Origin of the sequence: Enterococcus sp. DIV0712, from assembly GCF_050554855.1 — a bacterium.
Classification (GTDB): domain Bacteria; phylum Bacillota; class Bacilli; order Lactobacillales; family Enterococcaceae; genus Enterococcus; species Enterococcus faecalis.
In genome coordinates this window covers 2,445,218-2,465,439 of record NZ_CP187333.1, presented here as the reverse complement: position 1 = coordinate 2,465,439, position 20,222 = coordinate 2,445,218, and the positions used below count along the sequence as shown (strand labels likewise).

General features: G+C 37.3%; 18 protein-coding genes. 14 read left to right on the top strand and 4 right to left on the bottom strand.

Going from position 1 to position 20,222, the window contains the following annotated elements; all coding sequences use genetic code 11:
• The first annotated feature begins 22 nt into the window (after positions 1-22).
• Entirely contained in the window at positions 23-796 is a 774-nt protein-coding gene (gene agaW / locus IGL42_RS11795) for a PTS N-acetylgalactosamine transporter subunit IIC (RefSeq protein WP_002365326.1), read from the top strand.
• Positions 768-1,604, top strand: coding sequence for a PTS system mannose/fructose/sorbose family transporter subunit IID (locus IGL42_RS11790; RefSeq protein WP_002396861.1), 837 nt, complete (start codon positions 768-770; stop codon positions 1,602-1,604). The genes agaW and IGL42_RS11790 overlap by 29 nt, the downstream gene beginning before the upstream one ends.
• A gap of 66 nt (positions 1,605-1,670) precedes the next feature.
• On the opposite strand, the gene IGL42_RS11785 is transcribed toward IGL42_RS11790, so the two are convergent.
• A complete protein-coding gene (locus IGL42_RS11785) occupies positions 1,671-3,326 on the bottom strand; it encodes a peptide ABC transporter substrate-binding protein (protein WP_002355011.1) in 1,656 nt (551 codons plus the stop codon).
• A 318-nt stretch (positions 3,327-3,644) separates the two neighbouring features.
• Entirely contained in the window at positions 3,645-3,986 is a 342-nt protein-coding gene (locus IGL42_RS11780) for a PepSY domain-containing protein (protein WP_002355012.1), read from the bottom strand.
• 306 nt (positions 3,987-4,292) lie between these two features.
• On the opposite strand from IGL42_RS11780, the gene pepA reads away from it, so the two are divergent.
• The 10 genes from pepA (at position 4,293) to ytpR (ending at position 11,113) form a co-directional block, all read left to right on the top strand.
• A complete protein-coding gene (pepA, locus tag IGL42_RS11775; RefSeq protein ID WP_002355013.1) occupies positions 4,293-5,369 on the top strand; it encodes a glutamyl aminopeptidase in 1,077 nt (358 codons plus the stop codon).
• Positions 5,370-5,380: 11 nt separating this feature from the next.
• Positions 5,381-5,695: a thioredoxin family protein gene (locus tag IGL42_RS11770; RefSeq protein WP_010710897.1), complete on the top strand. Its 315-nt coding sequence runs from the start codon at positions 5,381-5,383 to the stop codon at positions 5,693-5,695.
• Between the two features lie 147 nt (positions 5,696-5,842).
• Entirely contained in the window at positions 5,843-6,298 is a 456-nt protein-coding gene (locus tag IGL42_RS11765; protein ID WP_002385249.1) for a universal stress protein, read from the top strand.
• A 103-nt stretch (positions 6,299-6,401) separates the two neighbouring features.
• The gene (locus IGL42_RS11760) at positions 6,402-7,133 is read left to right on the top strand and encodes a GntR family transcriptional regulator (RefSeq protein WP_002365323.1); all 732 of its coding nucleotides are present in this window, start codon (positions 6,402-6,404) and stop codon (positions 7,131-7,133) included.
• Between the two features lie 14 nt (positions 7,134-7,147).
• Positions 7,148-7,558, top strand: a complete 411-nt coding sequence (locus IGL42_RS11755; RefSeq protein ID WP_002359084.1) for a PTS sugar transporter subunit IIA — start codon at positions 7,148-7,150, stop codon at positions 7,556-7,558.
• Positions 7,559-7,569: 11 nt separating this feature from the next.
• Complete coding sequence (locus tag IGL42_RS11750) at positions 7,570-8,313, top strand: BtpA/SgcQ family protein (RefSeq protein WP_010710898.1); 744 nt, start codon at positions 7,570-7,572, stop codon at positions 8,311-8,313.
• A 2-nt stretch (positions 8,314-8,315) separates the two neighbouring features.
• Positions 8,316-8,789 (top strand): PTS sugar transporter subunit IIB, encoded by a 474-nt coding sequence (locus tag IGL42_RS11745; protein ID WP_002359087.1) that lies wholly within the window; start codon positions 8,316-8,318, stop codon positions 8,787-8,789.
• A gap of 21 nt (positions 8,790-8,810) precedes the next feature.
• A complete protein-coding gene (locus IGL42_RS11740; RefSeq protein WP_002365320.1) occupies positions 8,811-9,581 on the top strand; it encodes a PTS mannose/fructose/sorbose/N-acetylgalactosamine transporter subunit IIC in 771 nt (256 codons plus the stop codon).
• A complete protein-coding gene (locus IGL42_RS11735; protein ID WP_002385250.1) occupies positions 9,565-10,389 on the top strand; it encodes a PTS system mannose/fructose/sorbose family transporter subunit IID in 825 nt (274 codons plus the stop codon). The genes IGL42_RS11740 and IGL42_RS11735 overlap by 17 nt, the downstream gene beginning before the upstream one ends.
• 103 nt (positions 10,390-10,492) lie before the next feature.
• Positions 10,493-11,113: a YtpR family tRNA-binding protein gene (ytpR, locus tag IGL42_RS11730; protein ID WP_002361057.1), complete on the top strand. Its 621-nt coding sequence runs from the start codon at positions 10,493-10,495 to the stop codon at positions 11,111-11,113.
• Between the two features lie 46 nt (positions 11,114-11,159).
• Here the strand turns inward: ytpR and IGL42_RS11725 are convergent, their stop codons facing one another.
• On the bottom strand, positions 11,160-12,458 hold the full coding sequence (locus tag IGL42_RS11725) for a S1C family serine protease (protein ID WP_002368406.1): 1,299 nt from the start codon (positions 12,456-12,458) through the stop codon (positions 11,160-11,162).
• A gap of 400 nt (positions 12,459-12,858) precedes the next feature.
• Between IGL42_RS11725 and rlmH the strand changes: the two genes are divergently transcribed.
• The gene (gene rlmH / locus IGL42_RS11720) at positions 12,859-13,338 is read left to right on the top strand and encodes a 23S rRNA (pseudouridine(1915)-N(3))-methyltransferase RlmH (protein ID WP_002355021.1); all 480 of its coding nucleotides are present in this window, start codon (positions 12,859-12,861) and stop codon (positions 13,336-13,338) included.
• Positions 13,339-13,920: 582 nt separating this feature from the next.
• Positions 13,921-18,465 carry a polysaccharide lyase family 8 super-sandwich domain-containing protein gene (locus tag IGL42_RS11715; protein ID WP_231599782.1) on the top strand — a complete coding sequence of 1,515 codons (4,545 nt, stop codon included), beginning with the start codon at positions 13,921-13,923 and terminating at the stop codon, positions 18,463-18,465.
• Positions 18,466-18,535: 70 nt separating this feature from the next.
• Here IGL42_RS11715 and IGL42_RS11710 read toward each other — a convergent pair whose 3' ends face one another.
• Positions 18,536-19,939 (bottom strand): dicarboxylate/amino acid:cation symporter, encoded by a 1,404-nt coding sequence (locus IGL42_RS11710; RefSeq protein WP_002387350.1) that lies wholly within the window; start codon positions 19,937-19,939, stop codon positions 18,536-18,538.
• Positions 19,940-20,222: the final 283 nt, after the last annotated feature.

The following is a 20,222-nucleotide window of genomic DNA, read 5'->3' as shown; positions in this document are numbered from 1 at the left end:
GAAGTCTAATAGGAGGAAAAAAATGTTAGTACAGGCAATTTTGGTAGGAATTTGGGCTGGGATAGCAGGGGTTGATAAGCTTGTCTTACAGACACATATTCATCGTCCGATTGTTACAGGGCTGATTGTTGGTTTAATATTGGGAGATGTCAACACAGGGTTAATCACTGGAGCAACGCTAGAGTTAGTTTGGATTGGTGCAGTAGCAATCGGCGGTGCGCAACCACCCAACGTAGTAATTGGGGGAGTTATTGGAACAGCGTTAGCAATTATCACAAAATCTGACCCACAAGTGACCGTAGGTTTGGCTGTTCCTTTCGCAGTTGCAGCGCAAGCGTTAATTACCTTGTTATATACAGCGATGTCACCAATTATGCATAAATTTGATGCTTATGCAAAAAAAGCAGATACAAGAGGCATCGAAAGAATGTCTAGTTTTTTACCAATCGTTTTATTCATTTGTTATTTTTTTGTAGTGTTTTTATGTATTTTCTTTGGTGCTGATAAAGCATCTAGTTTCATTTCTATTCTACCCGAATGGAGTATTCATGGCTTGAGCGTTGCAGGTGGTATGATGCCAGCAGTAGGTTTCGCCATGTTATTAAAAACGATGTGGGAAACATCCTACGTACCGTTCTTTATTTTTGGGTTTGTTATGGCTGCCTATTTAGGGTTAGATACATTAGCGGTTGCAGGTTTAGCTGTCGCAATTGCTTTATATGAATTTTACGCACAAAGAAATAATACAGTCACTGCATCAAATAATAATGGAGGGTTTGAAGAAGATGGCATCTGAAGAAACATATAATGATACGATATCCGAAAAAGTAATAACAAAAAAAGAGTTAAAAAAAATAATGTTCCGTTCGTATCTGCTACAATCTTCATTTAATTATGAAAGAATGCAAGCAGGCGGCTGGACCTACTCATTAATTCCAGGATTGAAAAAGATTCATCGTGATAAAGAAGACTTAGCTCTTTCTTTGGAAAATCATTTACAATTTATGAACACGAATCCACAATTGGTGACGTTCATGCATGGTGTGATTATTGCAATGGAAGAGTCAAAAGAATCACCAAAATCCATTCAAGCGATTAAAACAGCGTTGATGGGCCCGTTAGGCGGAATTGGGGATGCGTTATTTTATTTAACCGTTTTGCCGATTGCAGCAGCGATTGGTTCACAACTATCATTAGAAGGCAATATCTTAGGACCAATTGTTTTCTTGTTGTTATTTAATATTCCGTATATGGCTGCCAAAATTGGGTTAATTAATCTAGGTTATAAAATGGGCGTCAAAGCAATTTCAGTTTTAAGCGAAAGTACTAAAAAATTATCTCGTTCAGCAACAATTGTAGGAATTTCCGTGGTGGGCGCGTTGATTCCGAAGAGTGTACAATTAACGACAACTTTTGTTTTTCGCTTGAAAGATACTAAGTTAGACCTTCAAACACAATTGTTTGATACAATCATGCCCAATTTATTACCGTTAGTGTTTACGCTGTTTTGTTTTATTATGTTGAAAAAAGGACGCACGCCGATTGCTTTAATTATTTTTACTGTGATTTTTGGGTTGTTAGGTTCTTTAATCGGGATTATATAAAAAAGATTTGGAACAATAGCCAAAATCGCTATTGTTCCAAATCTTTTTCTAAATTTAATCGAGTGATTATTCTTTATACGCCCACTTGAAGTCGTATTTAGCACCTGTTGGATGATAAATAATTTCTTTCACGTTTGGTGCACGTAAGTGTGATTCTGCTTTTTGGTAAATTGGCACAACACCCATATCAGCAATTACTGTTTTTTCAGCGTTGATTAAATCTTCCCAGCGTTTTTCAGGATCGTTAACATCTGTGGTTTTGGACGCAGCAATGAATTTATCGTATTCAGGATTGCTGTAACGTCCACGGTTATTAGAAGTTGAGCTTTCTAATAAATCTAAGAAGTTAATTGGGTCTGAATAGTCGGCACTCCAACCACGAACAGCGATTTGGAAATCCCCTTTTAAGGTACGATCTAAGCGAACAGCCATAGGGACAGGCGTCACAGTTACTTTTAAGCCTTCCAAAGTATCAGATAGTGATCCTTGAAGATATTCGCCCATTTTTTTAGCGCCTTCAGAGTCGTCTACCATTAAATCAACCGTTAAGTTGGAAACACCAAGTTCTTGTTTCGCTTTGTTCCAGTATTCCACAGCTTTTTTCTTGTCGTATTTGACTAATTTGTCGCTGCCGGCTTCTTTAACAAAGTCTTCACCCGTTTTTGGTGATTTCGCGACATCCACAGGAACGAAGCCTTGTGAAGGAAGAGAGCCATTGGCTAAAATGTTTTTAGCTAATGAATCGCGATCGATGGCATAAGACATAGCACGACGTAAGTTTGCGTTGGTCAATGGTGATTTTTCATCTGCTTGATTCATTTCTAAATAGAAAGAAGAAGCGGCTTTTAATTGGACCAAGTCAGGCGAGTTTTGCATTTGTTGGGCCAGTTCGCCAGATAAATACGTATCATCCACTTCACCAGTTTCATAAAGATTTAAGGCAGTTGGGGCTTCTTTTACCACGTTGATAGCGACTTTATCTAACTTGACAGTCTCTTTGTCCCAATATTCTTCATTTTTAGTTAGAGACCATTTAGTATCTGTTCCGGGACCATCAAACTCAGTTAGCGTAAACGGACCATTGTAGACTGCTTTATCGCTACTCTTTGTATAATCTTTACCAAAACGTTCAACGATATCTTGACGTTGCGGCAAGAAAGAAGGGAAAGCCAATAAATCGTCAAAATATGGTGTTGCTGTTTCTAAAGTGATTTCTAATTCATGATCATTGATTGCTTTAATGCCCAATTCTTCTTTAGGTAGTTCCCCTTTAGAAATTTTTTCAGCATTTTTTACTGGTTCAAACATGTAGGCATATTCTGAAGCAGTAGCAGGATCCACTGTTCGTTGCCAACCGTAAACGTAATCTGCAGCAGTAACTGGTTTGCCATCAGACCATTTTGATTCTTCACGTAATTTAACTTTGTAAACTAAACCGTCTTCTGAAACAGTCGCTTTTTCGGCTGCACCAGCAGGCGCGGGTTTGTTGTCTTTATCTAAACGATAGATTCCTTCGTAGACATTATTTAAAGTGGTAAAACTCACTTCATCTGTCGCAAGGGACGGATCGGCACTAGGCATTTCTTGGGATTCAACCATTGTGTATACTTGGTTGTCGCTGCCGCCGTTGCTTGCTCCTTTATCGTCACTGCCACCGCCGCAGGCCGCTAAAGCTAAGCTTGATAATACAAGTAATGAAGTAAATAAAACAGATTTCTTCATTTGACACGCTCCTTTTCATTTTTAGCAATACTCTCAGTATAATGTAAAAATGAAAAGGAGAAATTAAAAAATCGTTAGAAATGATTATTCTTTTATCAATTTTTAAAAAATGTCTAATCTTTTTTATGAAAAAAGTGGACAAACGTTGATAAGTAAAGATTTAAGCTGATTTCCATGCAGAAAACATTCGATTTTTGAGTATTTATTCATCATTGATTTGATTTTTTTGACATAAAATAAACATCCCTTTTACAAAAAACAAATGAGAAGAAAAAAAGATTGTTACAAAAGCAAATAAGTGCTTTTGTAACAATCTTTTTAATCTTTTAATCGTTGAATGTCAATGACAGTTCCTGTGTAGGCATCTGCAGTGAATTCGTATTGAACAATGCCGTCGTCTTCAATGCGGCAAATTCCTCCAGTATATGTTTTGGAGTGGATGGCGAATTTCCGCAAGGGCTTTTTCTCAAACTCAATCCACGAACCTTCAATCGGTCCTTCTTTTAAAAAAGCAGCTTTTACATTTTCTAAGACGAGATCAGCGGAGATTGTTTTTTTCTTATGGTAGAACAAGGTTGAGGCAATGCCGCCTACTAAACCAAGACCAACGCCTAGCGCTAAGCCGCCTTTAAAGTATGTCAACTCATTTTCTTCGTTCATTTGTATGACCTCCCTTGGTCGGTTTCTGCTTACTATTACTTTTGTCAGTATCACTCTTATTTTACCATAGAGAAGGGGCCGCTGAGAAATAAAAAAAGTTTTTCAATCATTCTTTTAGGGCATTCTCATTGTCACGTTTAAAAAGAGAAAGCGATGTGCATTTTCTAGTATTTGCGTTATAATAAGAGTGAAATCATATGAAAGGAGTACCTATTTTTATCGACAGGATAAAGTGACTTTTTAGAGAAAAAGTGACGCTTGGTTGGCGTAATTTCCAACAAATCAAAAGCAATAGGACATACATCTATGGAAGAAAAAACATTTCAACGAATCAAGGAATTAACTGAATTACAAGGAACCAGCGGATTTGAAGACGACATTCGCGCGTACATGAAAGAACATATCACCCCATTGGTGGACGATGTCCAATATGATGGTTTAGGTGGTATTTTTGGGATTAAACGTTCAAAAGTGGAAGCAGCGCCACGCGTAATGGTAGCAGCTCACATGGACGAAGTTGGCTTCATGTTAACTCAAATTAACGATAATGGTTTATTCCAAGTGGTTCCTTTAGGTGGCTGGAATCCCTATGTTGTTTCAGCACAACGTTTTACGTTAAAAACAAGTAAAGGGAACTATCCATGTATTTCTTCATCTATTCCGCCACACTTATTGCGTGGTACGAGTGGTCAAAAACAATTAGAAGTCTCTGATGTGTTATTTGATGCAGGATTCTCTTCAAAAGAAGAAGCTGAAAGCTTTGGTGTTCGTCCAGGGGATTCCATTGTTCCACAAACAGAAACGATTAAAACAGCCAATGGCAAAAATATTATCAGTAAATCATGGGATAACCGCTATGGTTGTACGTTGGTATTAGATGCATTGGAAACGTTACAAAATGAAGAATTAGGCCACACATTAATTGCTGGAGCAAACGTACAAGAAGAAGTTGGTTTACGTGGTTCTAAACCATCTGTTCATAAATTTAATCCAGATATCTTCTTTGCGGTGGATTGTTCAGCGGCAGATGATATTCACACGAAAAAAGGGACGTATGGTCATTTAGGTGAAGGAACGTTATTACGGATTTTCGACCCAGGTTTGATCACATTGCCTCGCTTACGTGAATATTTATTAGATACAGCAGCGACACACAATATTCCGTATCAATATTTTGTTTCTAAAGGCGGAACGGATGCTGGGGCAGCGCACACAACTAATAATGGTGTACCAAGTACAGTCATCGGCGTTTGTGGTCGTTACATCCATACGCATCAAACAATGTTTAGTATTGCGGATTATGAAGCAGCGCGGGAAATGTTGTTACAAGCATTACGTGGCTTGGATAAATCAACAGTTAATACAATTGTTTACGGAAAGTAGAGGATGTTTAAATGATTTATCCCAATTCATTAGAAGAACTAGCAACTTATGTTGAAAAAGGTGAAAATGTTTTCTTCTTTACTGCTGATTGGTGCGGAGACTGTCGTTTCATTAAACCAGTCATGCCTGAAATTGAAGAAGCATTTCCAGCGTTTCAATTTATCGAAGTCGACCGTGATCAGTTTATTGACGTGGCTGCCGAGTGGAATATTTTTGGTATTCCGAGTTTTGTCGTAATTGAAAACGGTCAAGAGTTAGGACGCTTAGTAAACAAAGACCGAAAAACAAAAGAAGAAATCAGTGCATTTTTAACTAGCTTAGGCTAATTTTCATGAACCAGAGGAACCATTAAATTAAGAGAGAATCAGCTGGACAAAAGGGCATTCTGCGTAAGGGTCCTAAATTCATTTTTGACTCTAGTTTCTTAGCCAAAGAAGCCTTTTAGATCAGCCTCCATCGGGAAGGTGACGAAAATGGAAGAACAAATGTATAAAAATATTCTTGTCGGCGTAGACGGTAGTGATCAAGCTAATTTAGCTTATGAACGTGCAATTGAGGTTGCTCGTCGAAACGGAAGCCGAGTCATTGTTGCAAATATTTTAGAAAATCAAGTGTATACAATGATGGGGTATTCGACGTTAAATGATCAATTAATTGATCAAGAAACAGCTGCTGCGGAAGAATTAATGGCCGATTGTAAAAAGTATGCTGAAAGCGTTGATTTTCATAATGTTGAAACAGTTACCATGTTTGGTTCACCCAAAGAAGTCATGAGTCATGAATTACCTGAAAAATACAATGTTGATTTAATTATGGTGGGACAATCAGGATTAAACGCAGTCGAACGTGTGGTCATGGGAAGCGTCAGTAGCTACATTATTCGTCAAGCCCCTTGCGATGTCTTAATTGTTCACTCTGAAGAAAAATAAGTAAAAAGAGAATGTCAAGAAAGGAAACTCTTTCTTGACATTCTCTTTTTTATTTGCTATTTTTAAGACGTATTAAGACGTATTAAAATGAGGTGTATGATTAATGGATAAATTAGAATCAAATAAAAAAGCACCGCTTTATCAACAATTATACGATGCTATTTTAAATAAAGTTAGAAGTGGTGAATATCAAGTAGGAGAAAAAATCCCTTCAGAAGAACAATTGATGACCATTTACGGAGTGAGCCGAGTAACCGTTCGTAATGCGATTAAACAATTAGTTGATGAAAATATTTTAATTAAACGGCATGGAAAAGGGACATTTGTTTCAATGCCATCCTATGTTGAGAGCATGACAGCTGGTGGGAGTTTTACTGAGTCAGGTTTAAAAATGAATCGTAAACCAACAACTAAGATCATATCAATTTGTTTGAAAAAAGCAACAGGGCATGTTGCAGAAGCATTGGGTGTTGAAAAAGCGACAGAAGTTATTGTTATTGAGCGCCTCCGTTCGTTAGATAACATGCCTGCAATTTTCGAGATTGATTATTTTAGAAAAGAAGATCAGTTTATGTTGGACTTAGAATTAACAGATACTTCATTATTAGATATTTTACGGCAATATAGAGGAGTAATTGCTAGCTATTTTGATAATATCATTGAAATTGCCTTGGCCGATGAAAAGTTGGCAGAAGCATTAGCGATTAGTGAAGAAGAAGCATTGGTCAAAATTAATCAAACAGTTGTGGATAATGATAATCAAATTTTATATTTTAATGAGCAATATATCCGTAGCGAATCCTACAAAGTAGCCATTCGTTCATATAATAAATAAAGGAGGTTTATGAAATGAGAAGGTTTTACATTGCTTCACATGGTGATTTTTCTAAGGGGATTAAACACTCGTTAGAAATGATTGCGGGACACTCTGCAGCTGCCGTTCATACATATAGTCTGTATCCAGGTGAAAGTGCAGTTGATTTTTTTGGAGAGTTAAAAAAGAAAGCCGAACAAGCGCCAGAAGATGAATTTATCCTCATGGGTGATTTATTTGGTGCAAGTGTGGTTACAGCTATGATGGGGCTAACTGTACTTGAAAATGTAATCGTTTTCTCTGGCGTTAATTTGAATTTGGCACTAGAGCTTATGCTAGCAGGTTCAGAAAAATTAACAGATGAAAAGATTCAGGTAATTATTCGAAATGCACGACAAGGAATTCAACGCGTTCATATCGAAGAGATAGAAAATGATGATTTCTAGGAGGGGTATTAATGAAGAAAAAAGCTGATTTTTTAGAGCTGTTTGCTGTTGAAAAACCAATTATTGGGGTGATTCATTTAAAAGGTAAAACAGATCAAGAGATTCAAGAGCGAGCAAAAAAAGAGATTCAAATTTACAGTGAACATGGGATAGATGCAATTTTGATGGAGAACTATTATGGGGATTATGTTCAGCTAGAAAAAGCGCTCCAATATGTTACTTCATTAGATTTACCGATTCCTATTGGTGTAAATGTGTTAAATGTTGACCCATTAGGTTTTCATTTAGCCAATAAATATCATTTACAATTTTTACAGATTGATTCTGTGGTTGGTCATGTGAAACCGCGGGATGAAGCATCCTTACAAGCTTTTTTTGATTTATATCGTGCAAAAACAACAGCAAAATTAATTGGTGGCGTGCGCTTCAAATATCAACCAATGTTGTCTGAAAAATCAGTCGAAGAAGATTTGAAAATTGCACAGCAACGTTGTGATGCTATTGCAGTGACAGAAAATGCAACGGGTGAAGAGACATCACTAGAAAAGATTAAGTTGTTTAGAAAACAATTACCTGAGTTTCCGTTAATTGTCGCAGCGGGGTTAAATGACAAGAATGTGAAAGAACAATTGGCGATTTGCGATGCAGCAATTGTAGGGAGTAACTTCAAAGATACAAGAAAAGATACGGGAGATATTTATGCTCCTTATGTTGATTCGTTTATGAAAATTGTGAAAGAACTGAGAGGTGAATAAGGATGATTAAAATGACAAGAGTGGACCATCGGTTGATTCATGGTCAGGTCGGGTTTACTTGGACAAAATTTTTAGAAGCAGATTGTATTTTGATTGCTAGTAATACGTTGGTTGAGGATCCATTAAGAATGAGCGCTATGAAAATGGCAAAACCTTCAGGTGTTAAATTAGTTATGAAAACGATTGATGATTCAATTAAGGCGTTAAATTCTGGGGTGACAGATAAATATAAACTATTTATTTTATGTGAATCAGTTGCTGATATGTATCAATTGGTCAAAGAAGTGCCAACAATTAAGGAAGTTAATTTAGGTGGAATGAAAAATGGGGAAACGCGCAAACAAATTTCAAAAGCTGTTCATTTATCAGAAACCGACATTGCACAAATTAAAGAACTAACTAATGAAGGAATCGAATTAACCGTTCAATTAGTCCCTGACGATCAAAAGGTTGCTATAAACAAGTTATTAAATTAAATAAATAGGAGGGTCAAATAGATGGAAGTGACATTTATCAAGGTTCTATTAATGTTTTTAATTGCCTTTTTTGCCTACATGCATAGCTGGTTTGGTTCAACGATGTGGAACCGTCCAATTGTTGTCGCTCCGCTAGTAGGGTTAGCTTTAGGAGACTTAGATACGGGAATTAAGCTTGGCGCAACATTAGAGTTGGTATTTATGGGTGCATTTCCTGTTGGCGCAAGTAATCCACCAGATTTTGTTTCAGGAACGATTATTGCAACAGCTTATGTAATTATGAGTGGGCAATCAATTTCTAGTGCGGTTGTTTTAGCTGTTCCAATCGCTACATTAGTACTTTTAATCGATAATCTTCAGATGACATTTTTACTTACAGGCGCTAGCCATTTAGCTGATAAGGAAGCAAAACGAGGCAATATTCAAGGGGTAGAGCGAATTCAACTAATTGCAGGAATTGGCAATAAAGTTTTGTTAGCTCTAATTGTGGCATTAGGCTTTTACTTAGGCGTGCCGTTTATTGAAAAGGTATTGTCTTATGTCCCAGACTTTATTACGCATGGATTAGATATTGCGGCAGGTATTATTCCAGCAATTGGTTTTGCGATGTTAGCAAGAATGATGGTAACAAAAAAGATGATTCCATTTCTATTATTAGGCTTTTTATTCGCTGCTTATTTAAAAATTTCAGTAGTGGGGATTGCTTTGTTTGGCATCGTGATTGTCCTACTATATATGAATATGAGTGATGGTCAAACAAAGGAGGCTGTTGTCGATGACAATGAATTCTAAAAACACAAAATCTGTCATTACTAAAAAAGATTTTTGGTCTGTATTTTTTCGCTCTTTAACGTTAGATGCATCATGGAATTATGAGCGGATGCAAAATTTAGCTTATGCTTATGCAATGGCTCCAATTATACGTAGGTTGTATAAAAATAATGAAGAGAAGAAAGCGGCCTTAGAACGACATTTAGAGTTTATGTCTGTCACCCCGCATATCTCTACCTTATTATTAGGAATTTCTGGAGCAATGGAAGAAGAAAATGCTAAAAATCATGAATTTAACTCAGCTAGTATTAATGCAGTGAAAACTAGTTTAATGGGACCAATGTCTGGGATTGGGGATTCTTTCTTTTGGGGGACCTTAAAAGTTATCGCAACAGGTGTAGCTATTTCATTGTCTAAACAAGGAAATATTTTTGGTCCGATTGCCTTTTTACTGATTATCAATATTCCGCATTTTGCTTTACGGTATATCTGTTTGGATAAAGGGTTTAAATTAGGTGCTAAATTTTTTAGTGATGTTGAAGATAGCGGCGTAATCGAAAAAGTTACCACAGCTGCCTCTATTTTAGGGTTAATGGTTATTGGTGGGATGACGGCTTCTAATGTCGTGTTTGAGTTAACTGCCAAAGTTGGCTCTGGAAAAATCGCCACGCCATTACAAGAATATATCGACCAAATCATGTTAGGTTTTTTCCCGGCTTTATTCTTCTTAGTTATTTACTGGTTATTAGGGAAAAAAGTGAAAACAACGACACTTTTAGTTGGGGTTATTCTATTATCTATTTTTTTGGCAGCATTAGGGATTGCCTAAAATTCAATAATTGTAAGTGCAACTTTCCACTTTTTTTGTTACTATAGGACAGGAGAGAATTTAGCTATCCAGCCTATAGCTTTCAAATTTAGGAGGAACAGAAATGATTTTTGCATATAACAAAGAACACGTTGGCGATGTCTTACTTGTCATCGTTGCGGACGATCAAGGTGCGGAAAACCAAGTAAAACGTGTCGGCGATGTGGCACGTGTAAGTTTAGTTGAGGCGCCAGAAACAGTGGTAGCTTGGAATATTTTCAATGCTTCAGCGCTTCTAGGTGACATTAATGGCACCGGCCAAGTGACTTTAACAGACGAACAAATCGAAAAAGTCAATACAGCGATTAAAGATGCGGGATTTTCAGAAACCCTTGAAAAAGACGACACCCCTAAAATTGTGGTTGGCTTTGTCAAATCATGTAAAAAACACCCAGATTCAGATCATTTATCTATCACACAAACAGAAGTAGACAACGGCGAAATCTTACAAATTGTTTGTGGCGCACCGAACATCAAAGCAGGACAAAAAGTAGTTGTTGCCAAGCCAGGCGCAATGATGCCTGATGGTTTAATGATTTGGCCAGGGGTTTTACGTGGTGAAGAAAGTTTTGGAATGATTTGTTCAGCAAAAGAATTACGTTTACCAAATGCACCTGCTAAAAAAGGAATCTTAGAATTGCCTTTTGATGCAGAAGTTGGTTCTGCATTTGCGGTAGGAGAATAAAAGAAAGAAACGACCTGTTGTTCAGACAACAGGTCGTTTCTTTCTTTTATTGATTGCTGCGATTATTTTGTTGTGTTAAAGCTGATTTATCAATGGTTAAATCGATGGTTGCTTTCATTTCTTTAGAACCACGATAATAAGTCACTTCCATTTTGTCGCCAACTTTTTTCTTGTAAAGCGCGCTTTGTAAATCTGTAGTAGAGCTTACGTCTTGGCCGTCAACTTTCGTGATAACATCGTATTTTTCCAATCCAGCCTTTTCAGCAGGGGTCGCTGCTTCAACACCACGAACCACTACGCCAGTTTTTACAGAAGCTGGAATTTTTAAAATTTGTTCTTGTTGTTGTGAAGAGATACCTGTTAAATCAGACATCGTAATCCCAAGAGCTGGTCGTGTCACTTTACCATCTTTTTCTAATTGGTTGATAATGTTGACTACGTCATTACTTGGAATGGCAAAGCCCATCCCTTCAACGCTCACTTGACTAGTTGATTGCACAATTTTTACTGAGTTAATTCCAATGACTTGTCCTTCAATATTGATTAGTGGACCACCAGAGTTTCCTGGATTAATGGCAGCATCGGTTTGAATGGCATTAATATTGATGGTTTCACCAGACTCGTTTTTATTGGTAATATTTCTATTCACAGAAGAGATGATTCCTTGTGTGACAGAGTTAGCATAATCAGAGCCTAGCGGGGAACCAATCGCAATAGCAGGCTCACCGACTGTGATTTTACTAGAATTCCCAAATTCAGCGACTTGATCAACTTTGTCGGAAGAAATTTTAATCACGGCTAAATCCGTGTAAGCATCGGTTCCGACTAATTCGCCTTTCACTTTGGTACCATCAGACAAAACAACTTCCAATCCTTGCGCTTTATCTACGACGTGGTTATTTGTCACGACATAAGCCGTTTTACCATCTTTCTTATAAATAACCCCGCTACCTTCACTGGCTGCTTCTAAATCGTTACCATTGTTGCCGGAAGAGTCTTGAGTACCTTCATTCCCACCGAACAATCCCCCAAAAGGATCATCTGCCGAAGAATTGTTGCTAGCACTTTGCATATTAATGACAGAAACCACAGAATTTTGAACTTTTTTCACGGCTTTTGTGACATCGCTAGAAACATTGTAACTCACATTGCTGACTTTTGTGTCGCCGTGATTAGTGGACGTCGTCGTCGCTGCATTATTTCCGCCGTTGGGTGTGGGAATAATCCCAGAATAAGCGCCTCCTAGAATAAGGGCGCCACCAAGTAAGCCGCCAGCTAAACCAATCCCAAATTTTTGCAATAAACTTTTTTTATCTGAATTAGGTGTAACATCTTTTCGTTGCATAAAATAACCTCCCAATAAGTTCATCTGAATTTTCTATATTAAGTATATCTGTTTCCTACTCCTTTAGTCTATCGAATAGCTTTGAATTTTTTATGAACAACTTAGGGAAAAATTACAGAAAAAATACGAATGAAAAAGTTATACACAGAAAAATGTGAACAAATCGGGAATAACTCTGTGTACAGTTTTCAGAAAAGTTATCCACAGAATGTGGATAATGTGGACAAATCAGTGGCGAATATGTGTTTGTATTGAAAAAGCTGTTAAATAAAGTAATTTTTTAGTTTGTTCTGTGGATAACTCTGTGTATATGTGTATAAGTATGTGGAAACGTTGTGGAAAGTAGCCAAACTTCGTGCTAAAATAAGAAAGAAGAGAAAACGAGAAAGTAGTGGAATAGGTGAAAATTAAACTAGTAACAGTCGGAAAATTGAAAGAAAAATACCTGATTCAAGGCATTAATGAATATCTGAAACGTTTAAATAGCTATGCCAAGATGGAAATCATTGAAGTACCAGATGAAAAAGCCCCAGAAAAACTCAGTGACGCTGAAATGCTTCAAGTCAAAGAAAAAGAAGGCCAACGTATTTTGGGGAAAATTAATGACAACGAATACGTCTTTGTTTTAGCCATTAATGGCAAACAATTATCTAGTGAAGAATTTTCAAAAGAAATTGAACAATTAGGGATTAGTGGTAAAAGTAATCTAACCTTTGTCATTGGTGGCTCCTTAGGTCTCAGTGATTCAGTCCTTCAGCGAAGTAACCAACAAATTTCTTTTGGCCGCTTAACTTATCCACATCAGTTAATGCGTTTGGTATTAGTTGAACAAATTTATCGTGGTTTTCGGATTATGAAAGGGGAACCGTATCATAAATAGGAAGTAGGCTGGTTGCTCAGTAATTTCTATGAATCAAGTCATTGCTTGAAAAATATATGAAGTAAAATATCTTTAGTCTGTTTGTCTGATAGAAAATAAAAAAATTCAATCAAACTGGTTTGAGAGCAACGTTACCGTTCAAACAATAAATAAAAATGAGAGGAATGGCAAAAAACAATGGTCATTCCTCTCGTTTTTTCAAAAAAATTGTCCGATTGTTGTGCCTCAGAAACAGGTTCAGCACCCATAATTATTATTTTAAAATGAGAAAAAATTAAGGGATTATCATAAAAATCAATATTTTTAACGTGAAAAGTTGAATAAGCTCTTTAATGAAGAAAACGCTATTGACAGTAACCAAAAATTACCTTAAAGTGAAAGCGTAAACATGTATAATATTTCATGTGACTAGGGAAAACTAGGCATGAAAAGTCTGTCTGAAGTAATTACTTTAGGTTGTCTTTTCATGCCTAATTTTTATATAGAATACTTAGTAGAGGAGGAAGTTGATTAAATTATCAGAAAAAAGTGTTTGGAAAAGTCGGATTGGTTGCTTAAAAATAGAAAGATATGGGGAAAAATATGATTAAAAAAATAATAGTCGTTGTTGCTTTCATGCTTACAGGCTTCTCGTTAACTGCGATGAGTGCATCTGCAGAAGAAATAACTGATTTATTTTTACAAAAAGAAGTGACATATTCTGGTGTGGAAGGAGGAAAAATTGGAGAGAATTGGAAATACCCTCAATTTGTTGGCGAAAAAGCTGTCGATGGCGATGAAACAACACGCTGGTCCGCTGATAAGCAAGATGAACAATGGTTAATTGTTGATTTGGGTGAAGTAAAAAACATTGGCGAACTCGTTTTACAGTTGCATGCAGAAAGTCCTGTGTATGAAATCTTAGTTTCAACAGATGGTGAAAGCTATCAATCTATCTTTAAAGAAGAGAATGGGCAAGGTGGCCAACCTACTAAAAAATATATTGATGGCAATAATGTACAAGCACGTTTTGTAAAATATCAGCAGATGAAAATGTGGCAACACACAAATAAGCAATTTTACAGTTCAAGTATTATTTCGTTTGAAGCATATGAAAAAAAACGACTGCCAGAAGCGATTAAACTTTTAACAGAGAACCTGACTATTAGTGAAAAAAGAAAGCAACAGCTAGCCTTTGAAGTGTCACCAGATGGAGTAGATATCACAGAGGATCAGATTGAGTGGTCAAGTAGTGATCCTACCATTGTGACGGTTGACCAAACGGGTAATTTAACAGCAGTTAAGAGTGGTGAAGCGAAAGTAACAGTCAAAATTAAAGGAACAGAAATTAGTGATACAATTCCTGTGACTGTTGTAGCAGAAAATAAACAATATGCGGAAATGCGAGCAAAATGGAAAATGCGATTGTTAGGTACAACGCAGTATGATAACGATGCAGATGTGCAACAGTATCGTGCCCAGATTGCTACGGAGAGTTTAGCATTGTGGCAAACGCTTAATCAAGCAGCAGATCGTGGGTATCTGTGGGAACGAAAACCATCGGATACAGTGTCTGCTGATTACACGACTCAATTTACCAATATTAAAAAATTAGCGTTAGGCTACTATGAACCATCAAGTGAGCTTTTTGAAAAACCGGAAGTTTATGATGCGATTGTTAAAGGCATTGAATTTATGATTGATACAAAAAAATACAATGGAACGTATTACACAGGTAACTGGTGGGATTGGCAAATTGGTTCCGCGCAGCCGCTAACAGATACATTGATTTTATTACATGATGACCTATTGAATACAGATGCAGAAAAATTAAATAAATTTACTGCTCCGCTGATGCTGTATGCAAAAGATCCAAACATACAATGGCCAATTTATCGTGCAACAGGAGCTAACTTAACAGATATTTCAATCACCGTTTTAGGTACTGGACTTTTGTTAGAAGATAATCAACGCCTAGTACAAGTACAAGAAGCTGTTCCGTCCGTTTTAAAAAGTGTTTCCTCTGGTGATGGCTTATATCCTGATGGTTCCTTGATTCAACATGGTTATTTTCCGTACAACGGCAGTTACGGGAATGAGTTGCTAAAAGGGTTTGGACGAATTCAGACTATTTTACAAGGTTCCGACTGGGAGATGAATGACCCTAACATTAGTAATTTATTTAATGTTGTTGATAAAGGTTACTTACAATTGATGGTAAATGGGAAAATGCCATCGATGGTTTCTGGTAGAAGTATTTCCAGAGCGCCAGAAACGAATCCTTTTACTACAGAGTTTGAATCGGGTAAAGAAACAATAGCTAATTTAACCTTAATTGCAAAATTTGCACCAGAAAATTTAAGAAATGACATTTATACATCTATCCAAACGTGGCTCCAACAAAGTGGGTCATACTATCATTTCTTTAAAAAACCAAGAGATTTTGAAGCGTTAATTGACTTGAAAAATGTGGTGAATAGTGCGTCACCTGCCCAAGCGACACCAATGCAATCTTTAAATGTATATGGTTCGATGGATCGAGTCCTACAGAAAAATAACGAATATGCGGTGGGTATCAGTATGTATTCACAACGTGTCGGAAACTATGAATTTGGGAATACGGAAAATAAAAAAGGCTGGCATACAGCAGATGGCATGCTTTATTTATACAATCAAGACTTTGCTCAGTTTGATGAAGGATACTGGGCAACGATCGATCCATATCGATTACCAGGAACGACAGTTGACACAAGAGAATTGGTAAATGGTGCTTATACAGGGAAACGCAGTCCCCAGTCATGGGTAGGTGGCTCAAATAATGGACAGGTTGCCTCTATAGGAATGTTTTTAGATAAAAGTAATGAAGGAATGAACTTAGTTGCTAAAAAATCTTGGTTCTTATTAGATGGTCAAATCATTAATTTGGGAAGTGGCATTACTGGTACGACAGATGCTTCGATTGAAACAATCCTCGATAATCGGATGATTCATCCACAGGAAGTGAAGCTTAACCAAGGTTCAGACAAAGATAATTCTTGGATTAGTTTAAGCGCAGCGAATCCATTGAATAACATTGGCTATGTTTTTCCTAATTCAATGAATACGCTTGATGTTCAAATAGAAGAACGCTCTGGTCGCTACGGAGATATTAACGAATACTTTGTTAATGATAAAACCTATACAAATACATTTGCTAAAATTAGTAAAAATTATGGCAAGACTGTTGAAAATGGTACTTACGAATATTTAACAGTGGTTGGGAAAACGAATGAAGAAATCGCAGCTCTTTCTAAAAATAAAGGCTATACTGTTCTAGAAAATACAGCAAACTTACAAGCCATTGAAGCAGGTAATTATGTCATGATGAATACATGGAATAATGACCAAGAAATTGCAGGACTGTATGCGTATGATCCAATGTCGGTTATTTCAGAAAAAATTGATAACGGTGTTTATCGCTTAACTCTTGCGAATCCTTTACAAAATAATGCATCCGTTTCTATTGAATTTGATAAGGGCATTCTTGAAGTAGTCGCAGCGGACCCAGAAATTTCTGTTGACCAAAATATTATCACTTTAAATAGTGCGGGGTTAAATGGCAGCTCGCGTTCAATCACAGTTAAAACAACTCCTGAAGTAACGAAAGAAGCGTTAGAAAAATTAATTCAGGAACAAAAAGAACACCAAGAAAAAGACTACACCGCAAGTAGCTGGAAAGCCTACAGCGAAGCACTGAAACAAGCGCAAACTGTGGCAGATCAAACAACAGCGACACAAGCAGAAGTAGACCAAGCAGAAACAGAGTTACGTTCGGCAGTGAAGCAATTGGTAAAAGTGCCAACTAAAGAAGTAGATAAAACCAACTTGTTGAAAATCATCAAAGAAAACGAGAAACACCAAGAAAAAGACTACACCGCAAGCAGCTGGAAAGTCTACAGCGAAGCATTGAAACAAGCACAAACTGTGGCAGATCAAACAACAGCGACACAAGCAGAAGTAGACCAAGCAGAAACAGAGTTACGTTCGGCGGTGGAGCAATTGGCAAAAGTACCAACCAAAGAAGTAGATAAAACCAACTTGTTGAAAATCATCAAAGAAAACGAGAAACACCAAGAAAAAGACTACACCGCAAGCAGTTGGAAAGTCTACAGTGAAGCATTGAAGCAAGCGCAAACTGTGGCAGATCAAACAACAGCAACGCAAGCAGAAGTAGACCAAGCAGAAGCAAAACTACGCTCGGCAGTGAAGCAATTGGTAAAAGTACCAACCAAAGAAGTAGATAAAACCAACTTGTTGAAAATCATCAAAGAAAACGAGAAACACCAAGAAAAAGACTACACCGCAAGTAGCTGGAAAGCCTACAGCGAAGCACTGAAACAAGCACAAACTGTGGCAGATCAAACAACAGCGACACAAGCAGAAGTAGACCAAGCAGAAACAGAGCTACGCTCGGCAGTGAAGCAATTGGTAAAAGTACCAACTAAAGAAGTAGATAAAACCAACTTGTTGAAAATCATCAAAGAAAACGAGGAACACCAAGAAAAAGACTACACCGCAAGCAGCTGGAAAGTCTACAGCGAAGCATTGAAACAAGCACAAACTGTGGCAGATCAAACAACAGCGACACAAGCAGAAGTAGACCAAGCAGAAACAAAACTACGTTCGGCGGTGAAGCAATTGGTAAAAGTGCCAACTAAAGAAGTAGATAAAACCAACTTGTTGAAAATCATCAAAGAAAACGAGAAACACCAAGAAAAAGACTACACCGCAAGTAGCTGGAAAGCCTACAGCGAAGCATTGAAGCAAGCACAAACTGTGGCAGATCAAACAACAGCAACGCAAGCAGAAGTAGACCAAGCAGAAGCAGAACTACGTTCGGCAGTGAAGCAATTAACATTGAAAAATAGTGGGGAAAATAAAAAGGAGCAAAAAAATGGGGGGAATAATGGACACTTAAATACTAGTACAGGAGTTGATCAAACTGGTACGAAACAAGTTAAGCCATCAAGCCAAGGTGGTTTCAGAAAAGCTAGCCAATTTTTACCGAGCACAGGAGAAAAGAAATCGATCGCGCTTGTGATTATTGGTCTTCTAGTTATCGCCAGTGGGTGTCTTTTAGTTTTTCGTAAAAGTAAATCGAAGAAGTAAAAAATTACGGATTCACTAAAAACATAATAAAAAAGCAGACTTCCATACAAGAAGTCTGCTTTTTCATTAATTACTCCGCTTCCGCATTTTGCAAGTCAGCGACATCAGTCAGATAAGTGGCTTCATCCAACAAATCTTCCGAATGTGCAACATAAATCGCAGTGGCGCTATCACCAACCACGTTTAGGCTAGTAACGAGCATTTCGATTGGACGATTAATGGCTAAAATCAATGAATACGTCGCAATCGCAATCTCATTGTTATAGTTTAAACCAGTTAAAATAGTGAAAAGGATAATTCCGCCAGCGCCAGGTGCCGCCGGTGTACCAATAGATGACATTAAAGCTAAAATGGCAATCAAGGCAATATTAGCTGGTGTCACTTCATAACCAGCTACGCCCGCCACAAAAATAGCCGCAATTACTTGCATAATCGCTGTGCCGTTCATATTAATAGTCATTCCTAACGGCAAGACAAAGGCGGCAACATCGCTGTCGACACCTAACTCTTCAACCGTTGTTTTTGTATTTAACGGTAAAGTGGCTGCCGAAGAAGAAGTAGAAAATCCAAAGACCACAACTTTCATAATCTTTTTAATAAAAGGAACAGGATTTAATTTTGTCGCAAATAAGATAAATAATGGGTAACCGATCATCAAAAAGGCTAAGAGCGTCGCTGTCGTTGTTACGACGTAGACTAACGCTGGTTTTAAATAATCAATCCCGTAAGAAGCAAACGTCCGAACTAACAACATAAAGACGGCGATAGGAGCAAATTTAGTAATTACAAAGGTTAAAAATAACGTGACCATCGCATTGACTTCTTCAATTAATTTTTTGAAAACACGAATTTTATCCCCTAATGCATTAATACATAAACCAGTAATCACTGCCAACACAACAACAGCTAAAATCGCACCATTGTCGCTAAATGCAGAACCGATATTTTTCGTGACAGCATTGACAATCACCATTAATGGGTTGCCGCTCGTACTTACTTCGACAGGAGCTAGCGTTTCAGATAACGACACATTAAAAGCGCCAGTTAAATATACGCTATAGCCCACAATTCCTGCCGTTAATAGAGCAATCAGTGACATCGATAAAAAGCCAAAAATTGTTTTATAAGAAATTCGTCCTAATTTTTGCGTATCGGTAATATGACAAATGGCTAAAGTAATTGAAGTAAAGACCATCGGCACAATCACTAATTGTAGGCCGTTGATAAATAGTTGACCAATAATATAGAAAAGCCCAATCGCAGATTGTCCTTTTTCAGGATCTGAAATATCTTGGAAAAGAATCTGATTGATTGTCTGCCACACAGCGCCTTGATTGCTGCGAATAAGGTGCTCTCTTAAAAATAAAAAGCCGAGCCCAACGATTAAACCTCCCACCAATGAAATCACCATTTTTTTGGTAAATGAGATACCTTTCACTTCACGTTTTTTCTTTTCCACTTTGTTGCCTCCCAAATAAATTGATTAAGCACCGCGCAAAAAAAGCCTTGCACACAAAAAAAAGGGCAAGACATCTCGTATCATTCACTATACAAAAATACAGAATTTTACAGAACTTTGCCTTGTTAGCCTCTCGGACTATCTTAAAGGTACTTTTCCACATACTAAGGGAAACTACGAGAATTGTCAATTCTTTTTTACTTAGGGGGGTGTTATTTTTGAAGAAAGAAAGTGATCTTTACCCTTTCCGCAGATACCGCAGCCAAAAAAGAACTACAACGGATTCTTTTGCAGTATA

What these genes read in the sequence shown, in the direction of transcription:
- agaW (WP_002365326.1), top strand. Translation starts at nt 23, where the DNA reads ATGTTAGTACAGGCAATTTTGGTAGGAATTTGGGCTGGGATAGCAGGG.
- IGL42_RS11790 (WP_002396861.1), top strand. Translation starts at nt 768, where the DNA reads ATGGAGGGTTTGAAGAAGATGGCATCTGAAGAAACATATAATGATACG.
- IGL42_RS11785 (WP_002355011.1), bottom strand. Translation starts at nt 3,326, where the DNA reads ATGAAGAAATCTGTTTTATTTACTTCATTACTTGTATTATCAAGCTTA.
- IGL42_RS11780 (WP_002355012.1), bottom strand. Translation starts at nt 3,986, where the DNA reads ATGAACGAAGAAAATGAGTTGACATACTTTAAAGGCGGCTTAGCGCTA.
- pepA (WP_002355013.1), top strand. Translation starts at nt 4,293, where the DNA reads ATGGAAGAAAAAACATTTCAACGAATCAAGGAATTAACTGAATTACAA.
- IGL42_RS11770 (WP_010710897.1), top strand. Translation starts at nt 5,381, where the DNA reads ATGATTTATCCCAATTCATTAGAAGAACTAGCAACTTATGTTGAAAAA.
- IGL42_RS11765 (WP_002385249.1), top strand. Translation starts at nt 5,843, where the DNA reads ATGGAAGAACAAATGTATAAAAATATTCTTGTCGGCGTAGACGGTAGT.
- IGL42_RS11760 (WP_002365323.1), top strand. Translation starts at nt 6,402, where the DNA reads ATGGATAAATTAGAATCAAATAAAAAAGCACCGCTTTATCAACAATTA.
- IGL42_RS11755 (WP_002359084.1), top strand. Translation starts at nt 7,148, where the DNA reads ATGAGAAGGTTTTACATTGCTTCACATGGTGATTTTTCTAAGGGGATT.
- IGL42_RS11750 (WP_010710898.1), top strand. Translation starts at nt 7,570, where the DNA reads ATGAAGAAAAAAGCTGATTTTTTAGAGCTGTTTGCTGTTGAAAAACCA.
- IGL42_RS11745 (WP_002359087.1), top strand. Translation starts at nt 8,316, where the DNA reads ATGATTAAAATGACAAGAGTGGACCATCGGTTGATTCATGGTCAGGTC.
- IGL42_RS11740 (WP_002365320.1), top strand. Translation starts at nt 8,811, where the DNA reads ATGGAAGTGACATTTATCAAGGTTCTATTAATGTTTTTAATTGCCTTT.
- IGL42_RS11735 (WP_002385250.1), top strand. Translation starts at nt 9,565, where the DNA reads ATGACAATGAATTCTAAAAACACAAAATCTGTCATTACTAAAAAAGAT.
- ytpR (WP_002361057.1), top strand. Translation starts at nt 10,493, where the DNA reads ATGATTTTTGCATATAACAAAGAACACGTTGGCGATGTCTTACTTGTC.
- IGL42_RS11725 (WP_002368406.1), bottom strand. Translation starts at nt 12,458, where the DNA reads ATGCAACGAAAAGATGTTACACCTAATTCAGATAAAAAAAGTTTATTG.
- IGL42_RS11715 (WP_231599782.1), top strand. Translation starts at nt 13,921, where the DNA reads ATGATTAAAAAAATAATAGTCGTTGTTGCTTTCATGCTTACAGGCTTC.